Source organism: Alteromonas sp. BZK5, from assembly GCF_014349115.1.
Taxonomy (GTDB): Bacteria; Pseudomonadota; Gammaproteobacteria; order Enterobacterales; family Alteromonadaceae; genus Alteromonas; species Alteromonas macleodii.
Genome location: NZ_JACSOE010000016.1, coordinates 65,610 through 76,840, shown reverse-complemented (window position 1 = coordinate 76,840; position 11,231 = coordinate 65,610). Strand labels below are relative to the sequence as shown.

The window sequence follows — 11,231 nt, the reverse complement described above, 5'->3', positions numbered from 1 at the left end:
GAAAGTGTTTAGGCTTCAAGCAGCCAGCGATTGTATTTAAAGAAATGGCATTGGCTGCTTGATATTGACGAGTGTCGCACTTCGCAGTTGAATTCGGGAGTACATGTTGCCGCCGCTCACCATTCTACAAAAGGCGCATTTGTACAATATCCTTAACAGTTATTGACTTACGTCATAGCGCACTATTAACTTTAGACTAAAATAGATACGTATTGAACGATAAGATTTGCTTTGAACTTTATTTAGATTAAGCCTTAGTATCTATAGATGTTCAAGCCTAATAGGCTATTACATTTTCATCAGGGAAACTCTATGACGAAGTCATATAAAGAAATTACAGATAACTTAAATCCATATCTAGCCGAGGTTAAAAAAGGCGTGCCAGAAGTCATGAAGGGGTTCTCAGATATGGCCAAGGCGGCGACCGCCGATGGTGCGTTGGATAAAAAAACGAAAGAACTTATTGCCCTTGCGATTGGTATTGCAACGCGATGTGATGGCTGCATAGGTTTTCATGCTAAAGCGTTAGTGCATTTAGGTGCTACCCGTGAAGAAATAGAAGAAGTATGCGGTATGTCGGTATACATGGGCGGAGGCCCATCATTTATGTACGCTGCCGATGCTTTGCGTGCGTTTGACGAATTTAGCGAATAATTCTGAATAAAAAAGGGCCGAGAAATTTCTCGGCCTTTCGCTTGCTTTGCAGTGTCGCTTATTACAGTGAATTCATACTTTGAACACTGACAGGTCCAAGCTCAGCGGCTTCAACTTCTGCTTTAATCTTCTCGGCATCTCCGATGATTATCCAGGTTAATTTTTCAGGGTGTAGCACTTCTTTCGCCGCACTACTTAAATCGTCTAAAGATAAGCCATTGTATTTTTCGACCAAAGACTCTGGATAATTATATTCTCTATTAAATCTCTTACTTGATAAAAGGCTATACATTACGGCATCGGCCGTTTCGAATTGACCGGGCAACGAGCGAACTTCATCCAATCGAGCTCTTTCCAATTCATTCGCCATTGGCGGCTTATCCCCTATATATGCATTCAGCTCTTTTTTAAGCTCAAGCAAAGACGGCCCTGTTTTATCGGTTTGCACTGGCGCATAAACCATAAACGGCCGCTGCCCTCTGGCGTCTTGAAAGAAGGTATACGCACCATAAGACCAGCTTTTATCTTCACGTAGGTTCATATTCACACGAGCCGTAAAAGCACCACCTAGGGTTTTATTCATAGCATTGATAGCTATATTATTGTCGGCCCCTGTTGGTGGCGCTAAATGCGCAGCCAGAATAAGTGACTGTTGTGCACCAGGGCGGTCGATAATAATCGCTTGGCCTTGCTCAGGCATTGACGCTTCAGCAATTTGCTTCGCACCTTTGCTACCTTCTACCTTCCATTTGCCAAACTCTTTCTCAAGCATGGGTTTAATGGCACCTAACGTGGTGTCACCAACAACAAAAATTGTCGCATTGTCTGGGCGTAGCCACGTATTTTTAAAGTTAACAAGGTCATCTCGCGTGATCGCTTGTACGTCTTGTTCAGTTCCGGTACCGGTAAACGGAATACCATAGGCATGATCATCACCATAGATAAGTGGCGGTAGCAGAGTCAGCGCAATACTCACAGGGCGTGTTTTTTGCTGTGCAATATTACTTAATATAAGCGCTCGTTGACGTTCAATCTCTTCCTTTTTGAACGTTGGTGATTTCAAGATATTACCCATTAGCGCCAAAGAAGGCTCCATGTTTTCCGTTAACATTGACATGCTAACTGTGGTGGTATCTAGGTTTGAGCCAGCGTTTAAATCAGTACCTAACTGCTCAAGCTCTGCCGCAAGCTCCAGCGCATCATATTTTCCCGCGCCTTCGTCAAGCATCTGTGTGGTAAAGCTCGCAAGTCCTAACTTGCCACCCGCATCGGCAGCGTAACCTGCGTCGAATTGCACCGCAACATTCACCAATGGAACCGTAGAGCGTTTTGCAAATACTACCTTTACACCGTTAGAAAGCGTAGTTTCTGTCACCTCAGGAAAGCTCAGTTGAGTCTCTGCATCGATTGAAGGCAAGCCAGAGCTGCGGTCAACGCCTTCGGTAGATGCTGTGTGCTCAATAAACGGAACAACCGTGATTTGATGCCACCCTTCTTTTAGCCATTTATTCGCAGCCGCTTTAACCCCTTTAGGCGTCGCCTGTCCTAGCTCACTCAATTCAGTTTTGAAGTAGTTAGGGTCGCCAGCAATGAACTCACCACTAGCAAGCGTATCGGCTTTACCGCCAAAGCCCCCAACCTCTTCAAGCCCGCGAATAATTGAAGCACGTCGCTTAGTCGACACCAATTTAACTTCGTCTTTGCTTGGACCTTTACGCAAAAACTCGCTAATGACTTTATCTATTTCTTTTTCCACTGTCGCAACGTCAACGCCGTCTTTTACGTCAACCGTCACACCAAAAATGGACGCCATTTGTAGCTCGTAGTTAAACACCGAGGCATTGGTAGCAATTTGTTGGTCGTACACCAGTTCTTTATAAAGGCGTGAGTTTTTACCATCGCCCATGACACTCGCGGCAATGAACAAGTCTGTTGCGGTTGAAGAGGTATTTTCAGGTGAAACCCAAAGGCGGTAAATGCGCGATTGTGGCACCTTGTCTTGAATCACTTCTCGGGTATTTGCATTGCGCTTGGGTACCCATGCTTCCCATTTAGATAGTGCTGGGCCCGGCTCAATGTCAGCGAAGTACTTGTTAACCAGAGGTTTGGCTTCTTCTGCATTAATATCGCCGCTTAGCACCAGTATTGCGTTATTCGGTCCGTAATATTGGTTAAACCAGCCTTTAACGTCGTCTAACGATGCGGAGTTAAGATCTTCCATCGAGCCAATCACCGTATGATGGTAAGGATGCCCTATGGGAAATAAGCCTTCAAAAATATGCGTGAATACGCTTCCATAAGGCTGGTCTTCGCCCTGACGTTTTTCATTTTGTACAACGCCACGCTGTTCGTCTAATTTCTCTTGTGTTACCGCACCTAACAAGTGCCCCATGCGATCAGATTCCATCCAGAGAATACGATCTAGTGCAGGTGTCGGAACGGTTTGGAAATAGTTAGTACGGTCAAAGTTTGTGGTACCGTTTAATCCTGTTGCCCCAGCTTCTTGTAACGGCCCAAACCATTCATCGTCATAGTTCTCCGTGCCGTTAAACATTAAGTGTTCAAATAGGTGCGCAAACCCTGATTTGCCGTTTGGTTCGTCTTTTGAACCCACTTTATACCAAACCGCAACGGCAACCACTGGGGCCTTGCGGTCTTCATGAACAATTACCGTTAACCCATTATCGGTAGTGAATTTTTCGTAGTCGATATTGATATCGTTTTTAGCAAACGCTGAGCCAACCAGCGTACTACTTACTGCCAGCACACCTACACTTACTTTTAAGCGCTTGGTGAGATGCTTAAGTACAGTCATTTCGTCATCCTTAATCTTATTATCTGTGCTGAACACTAAAATGTGCCAGGCACCACAAAACGGCTTTACGCCAGTACTAAACATAAATCAATTTGGTAGTTTATAAAGCGTTACGATGTAGAAAACTGTAACGGATTGTAAAAGAGAGGATAAACGACGAACGAAGAAATATTGCTAGGGGAAAAGTAGAGAAGAAAGTCGCAATTATATTGCGACTAACCGTGCCCAAAGCGCTTTTACTTGTTTAGCATCTTCACTTTCTAATTCGTTGTTGGCGAATGCGCTATTTAGGCTCTCGAGCATTTTATCATTAAGCATCGCAACCGTAGCATCTTCTTGCATTTCTAACTGGCGAGCCTCTACTGCAAAGTGACCTTGCAAGTAGCTGGCTATAAACAATTCGTCATCACTACCGTGATTTACCACGTCATCAAGCGATGCCTCAATATCTGCGATGGCGTTAACGACACTTTCTGGTGCTGCAGCAGGTGGTAACACGTCTTACTCCTTCCTGTTTTTCAATATCAAATCTTAGTTCGAGATAAACTCATTTTTTATGGCTATACATGTGCCGTGTTGTATCAAACTACGTCTTTAAATAGCTTGGCAAAGCACTTTATCTTTATACCCAGTGATAACCGTGAACGCGCCTGCGAGTTCAGCGTCTAGCGTTGCATCGCTTGAGTCTAAGCGAAGCGGTTTACCGTTTAATGCCTGTAGTTTTTGTTTAGTGGCAACAACGAGCATATTCTGCTTGCCAATTTGACGGATAAAAGCAGGGCTAAGCTGCTGGTTTCCGCGCCCTAATAGGTGGCCCTGACCACCGATCACCGTCAAAATGACTTTGGTGGGCTTGTCATGAGTCAGCGCAATCAGTTCGCTCGCAGTAACGTCACTTGCGATTAGCTCACCTTGTTTAACCACATCCACACCTAACAAGGTATTTTCTAGGCCAAGAAAGTCCATGACCGCACCTACGGTGGAGCCGGATCCCATGACAAAATAGGTGTCAGGCTCATCGTCAATAATTTCACCAACATAAGCGGCAATGTCGTCAAGCACTAAGGCCTCGTCCTCTTTCCCGCCCATTTTTACTGCTTGAACATAAGTGAGCTCTGCGGGTACGCGCATTTCACCATAGTGTTTGGCAATAACTTTGCCCTCGCGAAACGCGTTTTCGTCAATATCACGTACTTCGGCGTCCATTTCACTCACAAGCTCGCCTGCGATCATCTGACTTACTACCTGCCCTGCCGCTGACGGCGACACGCAGTAAACGCCAGAGTGAATTTTGCAACCTGCAGGCACACCTAGCACGGGCACCTGTGTGCCAACTACGCTACAAATATTACGGGCTGTGCCGTCGCCACCGGCAAAAAGCAGTAAGTCGACGTTGGCGTCCACCATTGCTTTAGCTGCACGCTCTGAATCTTCGCCCTCGGTTTGCACGGCATCGGCCGTATAGATTACCTCATAAGGAATACCCAGAGATTCACAGATTGTTTCACCCATATCGCCCGATGCTGTCACGACGGTAAATTGCCCAGATAAAGCCTCTAGAATACTAAGCGCTTTCGCCATTTTTTCGTTGGCTTTTTTCTCTGCTCCCATGGCCAGTGCTTTTTCGCGAATTTCTGCACCGTCGCTGCCTTTAAGCGCGAGTGCTCCGCCTATGCCGGCAAAGGGGTTTACCACAACACCCAGTTTGAATTTGGGTTTGTTGTCAAACGTTGATTGGCTAAGATCAGTATGATTCATTCGGCATCTACTCCTATTCCGCCACCCAATTTGCTGTTAGCGTATTTTTTGACGTGTCTGTTACCGTGCTATTTATTATGCTGCTACATGAACCAGACGACTTACCTTTACCAAACGTAGATGACAGCGCATTAATAAATTGTTCAGCCCGAGGCGGAAAGCCCTCAGATTTATAGCGTTCAAGCTGAGCGGCTACGTTTCGCGTAAAACCTTCTCTGTCGGGCTCAGCGCCGTTTAAGTTATCCGTGCTTACCTGAAACTTTCTTCCTGCTGCTTCTGTAAACGCCCACTCAATGGCCTGGGGCTTAATTTCTACTTTTTCGAAGTCAGCTTGCTGTGATGCATCGCGGCCATCTGGGCAATACCAGTAACCGTAATCTTCCAATAGTCGACGCTTTTCACCCGCAATACACCAGTGCGCAATTTCATGCAAAGCGCTTGAAAAAAATCCATGAGCAAACACGACTTGATGATAAGGTGTTGCGCTGTCTGCTGGGATGTAAATGGGTTCGTCATCACCTAAAACCAAGCGCGTATTAAAATCTTCAAATGTCGAATTAAACAACGCGATTAACACAGGTACATCAACGTCTGCTTCTGAGTGTTCCGACCCCGTAGGCGTTTCTCGGTGCATGCCCGGATATTCACTTTTTAGGCTTTCAACGTTTGAGCCTTTAGTATCGGTATTTTTAGTTTCAGTCTTGGCAAACAATGCGTGATGACTTGCGATGTTCATGGCGGCTAATAAATTCTACACAACAGAGCTATTTCAATGGCGGTGGAGTATACCAGTAAAACTTTGTCTTCTCACTTGAAAGGCTCGCTTGCTTAGGTCAATCTAGGTTTACAACAACGAATTAGCCACACTATCTCAACAGGGAGTTTGTCATTTGGCGCAAGAGATAATTAAACATATTCATCGGGTCAATGCCCTTCGTGACTTAGCCAATCAGTTGGGTGTAATGCCTATCATTCATCAATTGCAACACTGGCAATGCGAACGCTTACTGGTCACCCACGACGATTTAGCACAGCAAAAACGTTACCAAAAAGCCATGGCTTTTTTTGTAGATGAATTGTACGGGCCAAAAGATTTTAGCCAACGGGACGCTGATTTAGTGCGAGTCATTCCAAAACTCGCAAAAGTACTGCCCGATAAAGCCATGAACGCCATGGATGATGCATTATCGTTAAACGCATTGTCGTTTGATTTAGATATGGCGATGGCACAGTATCTCCAAACCCACTTTCCTGGAGAAACTATCAATCGGGACAACTACGCCGTTGCTTATCGAAGTGTGGGCAGAATTGAGGATAGAAAGCATCAAATCGACATAATTTCCCATTTGGGCGATCAACTCGCCGACGTTATAAAAATTCGTGGTATAGGTATGTTAATTTCACTGTCCCGTCGTCCAGCTAAATTAGCAGGATTACTCGCATTGCATGAATTTTTGGAACGAGGGTTTGATGCGTTTAAAGCGATAGGTGACGTGCAGAGCTTTATTGACCCCGTATTGGTGAGAGAAAAAGCGATAATGCAATTATTGTTAAACGATGATTTAACGTTACCTGAAGATAATCCCCTGCCTGTGGTATGAGGCACAATACCTGAACGTGAAGAAGCAGAGTAGATCAAAGCAAAAATATGAATAAGGAAAAGATTTGAGCACCCCAACGCTTAATTGGATGTTAGACGCCCCCTTTGTGCAGCAGTGGCATATTGATGAAACGCACATCGACCACTATCAGCACGTTAATAATGTGGCATACCTGTCGCAGTTAGAAAGCCTAGCATGGGCCCATTCAAACGCGCTTGGCTTGCAGTTTGCCGATTATCAATCGCTTAACCGTGGCATGGTCATTAAGCGCCACGAGCTAAACTACCACCTGCCAACACATCTTGGAGATACGTTAGAATGCGCTACATGGATAGTGCATTGCGACAGCAAACTTACTTTGAAACGCCAGTTTCAATTTATCTGCCCAAAGCGAAACAAAACCGTATTTGATGCTATGACCACATTCGTATGTGTTAGCCTTGATACTGGCGCCCCAAAGCGAATGCCTAAACAATTCGTGGACATCTATGGCAAAGCGTGTGTGGCGCAATGAAAACGTGGCTAGCGATAGTGCTTTCGCTCTTCCTTATTGTGTCGTTAGGCATAAACGTTTACCTATGGCTTAGTTTAAAGCAGCACAATGATAAAGCTTATGCACTAGAGGCCAGTTATGAACACCGTTTAGATAGTGACAAGCAGCTAGAAACCCAAGCACAGTTGGTGGATGAAACTCAGGTAAACGAAAAAGCTGAGCCCTTCAACAATGAACGCTCTCCCGCCAACTTTTCACCTATGACAGGCGCTAACACGGCCCCCAACGAACTAGACGATCTGCGCACCTCTTCATCACTCGTTAATCAAGATCAATTAGAGTCACTGACTACCCTACTCAATAACGAGCAATACGCGTTCCTCGCCACTGAATTAACAAACCTTTTAAAATATGACCCGCTCAACGAATCTCTGTTGTTGCTAGAGGGTGAACTGATTGAGTTAACCAAGCCTCTCTCAACGGCCATAGTGCACTACTACGACTTGGCCGAACTGCCTCTTCCAACTGAAACTCTCTCATTTATTGACGCAAAAATTGCTACTTTGTATCAACATGCGCAGACGCAGTTAAGTCAAGACGAACAATGGGAACTGGTTGCCAGATTAAATGAGCCACTGTATCAACGCATACCTGACGCTAGGCACTACACCCTTAATTTGGCTGAAGCTTACGCTTATCAGCAAAAGCTTACGTTAATGGAAGACGTGCTTGCTGCCCTTCCATCAATCGACAGAGACGCTAATATCATTCGCAATAAAGCCTATGAAATGCGCGATATTGCCAACGCAGACGCTACGCCGAACAAGAGTGAAATAGAGCCAACAGGCGCTGAAGCCGCACGTTATCAAACCCGTGTAGCCTTAGAGCGCATTGGCGATCAATATCGCCTTGATGTAAAGGCGCTTAACCAAAAAGCCACCATGATTTTAGATACGGGTGCCAGTACCACCGCAATATCATCGCGACTCTTTGCGCGTTTAGGCCGTATGCGAAACCTCACGTTCATTGGTAACTTCAACATTAGAACCGCGTCAGGAACCATTGAAGCCCCTCTGGTACAAATACCCCGATTTTACTTTGCTGGCTACGAGTTCAACGATGTTTCTGCCATCGTGCTGCCCGAAGACGCTCTACCCGATGCCGACGGATTGTTGGGAATGAACGTTCTAGGTCAGTTTGACTTTGCAATAATGCCCCAGTCTAGTGAGTTGATTTTGACAGAGCGAGATTAATGCAGTCTGCGCAAGGGCGAGAGCTTTGCGCCTCTTGCCTTTTAGCCTCTATAGCGCGATGTATTAATTTTGCAATTCAACTAAAGGAAATGTCTCAAACACCACCCTTTCGTGGCCCGTTTCCATAAAGTTGCGGATATTGGCATGGTCGTCGCCGTTAGGGTTATTAAGTACATCTTCTCGATAAAAACGTCCAAATAAGGCCAGCGTTTGAGCTTGGTTTAGGTTTAAATGCTGACCGAGTGCGAGCAGTTTGCAAGAGCCATTGTTCTGATTGGCTTCGTTTTTTACGTCACCATTAGTGAAAGCGGTGGGCGTGAAAACAAACGCGCTATCAACGAGCGTGATAACGTCGTTAAATTCGATAGTATCTGGGGAATTAGTGACTGCTTGAACTAAGTCTTGGGTGCTGCTGTATGCCATGTTTATCTCAAAAAAAGAAAACGATAATAACAGGTCTATGTCTTTACAAAAGTCCACAACAGGTTCAGTTTTAATATATACAAAAAAAGCGCCTCTCCATGAGGCGCTTATAATGCTAACAAGGTTGGGTTTACTAGCTCGTTAAACCGCAGCGCACACGCGCGTTCCCTGATCGATGGCCCGTTTTGCATCTAGCTCTAATGCTTCGTCTGCACCACCAATTAAGTGATAAGGCATGTTTAAGCCTTCAACGATATCACGCATCGGCTCTTGGCCTGCACAGATGATAATGTTGTCTACCGGCAATACTTGGCTGTTACCATCAACCGTAATATGTAGCCCTTCGTCATCAATTTTATCGTAGCTTACACCTGGGATCATGGTCACGCCTTTGGCTAGTAGACCCACTCGGTGTGCCCACCCCGTTGTTTTGCCTAGACCCGCGCCAACTTTGGTTGTCTTGCGCTGCAACAGGAAAATCTCTCTTGGCGATGGCTCAGGCTGCGGCTTAACGCCTTCGATGCCCGCGCGAGCAGAGAAGGTCATATCAATACCCCACTCTTTCATAAATGCAGGAATATCTTGGCTTGGCGTTTCTTTGCCATGAGACAAGTACTCAGCGGTATCAAAACCAATTCCACCAGCGCCGATAATGGCCACTTTATTGCCAACGGGTTTCTTTTCCTTCAATACTTCGATATAGGTCAGCACTTTTTCGTGCTCAATGCCTTCAATCGCTGGCGTACGCGGCTTGATCCCCGTCGCAATCATCACTTCATCGAAACCTTCGTCGTTTAGCGCAGCCGCATCAACATAAGTATTCAATTTAAGGGTAATGTTCTTATGAAGCTCAATTTGGCGCTTGAAATAACGCAGCGTTTCGTAGAACTCCTCTTTGCCTGGAATTTGTTTGGCGATATTAAATTGACCACCAATTTCACTAGATGCATCATAAATCACCACGTCGTGACCGCGCTTGGCAGAAGTCACTGCCGCTGCTAATCCAGCTGGGCCCGCACCTACCACTGCAACACGCTTTTTGGTTTCTGCAGGCTTGATGTTAATTTCAAGCTCGTGACAGGCTCGTGGATTTACCAAACAGCTGGTCATTTTGCCGTTAAAGACATGGTCTAGGCATGCTTGGTTGCAGCCAATACAGGTATTAATTTCGTCGGCTTTATTTTGCTGGGCTTTGCGGACGAAGTCAGGGTCTGCCAAGAACGGACGTGCCATAGACACCATATCTGCATCGCCGCGAGACAACACTTCTTCAGCAACTTCAGGCGTGTTAATACGGTTCGATGTGATCACTGGAATTGAAAGCGCCTCTCTGAATTTTGCGGTAACCCACGTAAATGCCGCTCGCGGTACTTTAGTGGCAATGGTTGGAATACGCGCTTCGTGCCAACCAATGCCGGTGTTAATAATAGTTGCACCGGCTTTTTCAATTTCTTTGCCAAGCTGCACGACTTCATCATAAGTAGAGCCACCTTCCACCAGGTCTAGCATCGATAAGCGATAAATAATGATGAAGTTCTTACCTACCGCCTCGCGCACGCGGCGTACCACTTCAATAGGCAGACGGATACGATTCTCGTATTCGCCCCCCCACTGATCGTCACGGTGGTTTGTGCGCTTTGCAATAAACTGATTAAGGAAATAGCCTTCAGACCCCATGATCTCAACACCATCATAACCCGCGCGCTGGGCTTGAGTTGCGGCTGTAATGAAATCTTTAACTTGCTTCTCAATCTCGTCAGCTTCAAGTGCCTTGGGCTTAAACGGATTAATAGGCGCTTGTACCGCAGAAGGTGCAACAAGCTTAGGGCTATACGCATAGCGCCCCGTGTGCAGAATTTGCATACAGATTTTACCGCCAGCAATGTGCACCGCGTCAGTCACTTCTTTGTGATTTTTCACTGCTTCGTCTGTATCTAAACGAAACGTTGACGGATGGGTAGCACCCTCTTCGTTTGGTCCTATACCACCTGTAACGATAAGCCCTACGCCACCTCTGGCACGTTCACCATAAAATGCCGCCATACGTTTATGGCCGTCGGGTAATTCCTCTAAGCCTGTATGCATAGAGCCCATTAGCACGCGGTTTTTAAGGGTGGTGAAACCTAAATCTAACGGACGAAATAAATGAGGGTAAACGGGATGATCGGTAACGGTCTGATTCATGATACATTCCTGAAAGTCGTTTTGGCTTGGTAAAAGCCGTTAAAAAGCCT

The 11,231-nt window shown here is 45.8% G+C and carries 10 protein-coding genes; 4 read left to right on the top strand and 6 right to left on the bottom strand.

Going from position 1 to position 11,231, the window contains the following annotated elements:
* Positions 1-312: 312 nt before the first annotated feature.
* Positions 313-654, top strand: coding sequence for a carboxymuconolactone decarboxylase family protein (locus tag BIZ39_RS06920; protein WP_187446662.1), 342 nt, complete (start codon positions 313-315; stop codon positions 652-654).
* A 61-nt stretch (positions 655-715) separates the two neighbouring features.
* Here BIZ39_RS06920 and BIZ39_RS06915 read toward each other — a convergent pair whose 3' ends face one another.
* From BIZ39_RS06915 to BIZ39_RS06900, 4 genes are all read right to left on the bottom strand, one after another.
* Complete coding sequence (locus BIZ39_RS06915; protein WP_187446661.1) at positions 716-3,469, bottom strand: M16 family metallopeptidase; 2,754 nt, start codon at positions 3,467-3,469, stop codon at positions 716-718.
* 204 nt (positions 3,470-3,673) lie between these two features.
* Entirely contained in the window at positions 3,674-3,967 is a 294-nt protein-coding gene (locus tag BIZ39_RS06910) for a YfcL family protein (protein ID WP_014949976.1), read from the bottom strand.
* Between the two features lie 96 nt (positions 3,968-4,063).
* Positions 4,064-5,227, bottom strand: a complete 1,164-nt coding sequence (locus tag BIZ39_RS06905; RefSeq protein ID WP_168462840.1) for an ATP-NAD kinase family protein — start codon at positions 5,225-5,227, stop codon at positions 4,064-4,066.
* A 13-nt stretch (positions 5,228-5,240) separates the two neighbouring features.
* On the bottom strand, positions 5,241-5,963 hold the full coding sequence (locus BIZ39_RS06900) for an elongation factor P hydroxylase (RefSeq protein ID WP_316248232.1): 723 nt from the start codon (positions 5,961-5,963) through the stop codon (positions 5,241-5,243).
* A gap of 154 nt (positions 5,964-6,117) precedes the next feature.
* Between BIZ39_RS06900 and BIZ39_RS06895 the strand changes: the two genes are divergently transcribed.
* The 3 genes from BIZ39_RS06895 to BIZ39_RS06885 all read left to right on the top strand — a co-directional run bounded on the left by BIZ39_RS06895 (position 6,118) and on the right by BIZ39_RS06885 (position 8,574).
* On the top strand, positions 6,118-6,828 hold the full coding sequence (locus tag BIZ39_RS06895; RefSeq protein ID WP_187446660.1) for an FFLEELY motif protein: 711 nt from the start codon (positions 6,118-6,120) through the stop codon (positions 6,826-6,828).
* Positions 6,829-6,892: 64 nt separating this feature from the next.
* Complete coding sequence (locus BIZ39_RS06890; protein WP_187446659.1) at positions 6,893-7,342, top strand: acyl-CoA thioesterase; 450 nt, start codon at positions 6,893-6,895, stop codon at positions 7,340-7,342.
* Positions 7,339-8,574 carry a TIGR02281 family clan AA aspartic protease gene (locus tag BIZ39_RS06885; RefSeq protein ID WP_049587749.1) on the top strand — a complete coding sequence of 412 codons (1,236 nt, stop codon included), beginning with the start codon at positions 7,339-7,341 and terminating at the stop codon, positions 8,572-8,574. The genes BIZ39_RS06890 and BIZ39_RS06885 overlap by 4 nt, the downstream gene beginning before the upstream one ends.
* A gap of 63 nt (positions 8,575-8,637) precedes the next feature.
* Here the strand turns inward: BIZ39_RS06885 and BIZ39_RS06880 are convergent, their stop codons facing one another.
* Together BIZ39_RS06880 and BIZ39_RS06875 are read right to left on the bottom strand one after the other, a co-directional pair.
* Positions 8,638-8,997, bottom strand: a complete 360-nt coding sequence (locus tag BIZ39_RS06880; protein ID WP_187446658.1) for a HopJ type III effector protein — start codon at positions 8,995-8,997, stop codon at positions 8,638-8,640.
* Between the two features lie 141 nt (positions 8,998-9,138).
* Complete coding sequence (locus BIZ39_RS06875; RefSeq protein ID WP_049587748.1) at positions 9,139-11,181, bottom strand: NADPH-dependent 2,4-dienoyl-CoA reductase; 2,043 nt, start codon at positions 11,179-11,181, stop codon at positions 9,139-9,141.
* Between the last annotated feature and the right edge of the window lie 50 nt (positions 11,182-11,231).

Excerpts from the sequence above, each read along its gene's own strand:
- BIZ39_RS06920 (WP_187446662.1), top strand. The coding sequence starts at position 313 with ATGACGAAGTCATATAAAGAAATTACAGATAACTTAAATCCATATCTA.
- BIZ39_RS06915 (WP_187446661.1), bottom strand. The coding sequence starts at position 3,469 with ATGACTGTACTTAAGCATCTCACCAAGCGCTTAAAAGTAAGTGTAGGT.
- BIZ39_RS06905 (WP_168462840.1), bottom strand. The coding sequence starts at position 5,227 with ATGAATCATACTGATCTTAGCCAATCAACGTTTGACAACAAACCCAAA.
- BIZ39_RS06900 (WP_316248232.1), bottom strand. The coding sequence starts at position 5,963 with ATGAACATCGCAAGTCATCACGCATTGTTTGCCAAGACTGAAACTAAA.
- BIZ39_RS06885 (WP_049587749.1), top strand. The coding sequence starts at position 7,339 with ATGAAAACGTGGCTAGCGATAGTGCTTTCGCTCTTCCTTATTGTGTCG.
- BIZ39_RS06880 (WP_187446658.1), bottom strand. The coding sequence starts at position 8,997 with ATGGCATACAGCAGCACCCAAGACTTAGTTCAAGCAGTCACTAATTCC.
- BIZ39_RS06875 (WP_049587748.1), bottom strand. The coding sequence starts at position 11,181 with ATGAATCAGACCGTTACCGATCATCCCGTTTACCCTCATTTATTTCGT.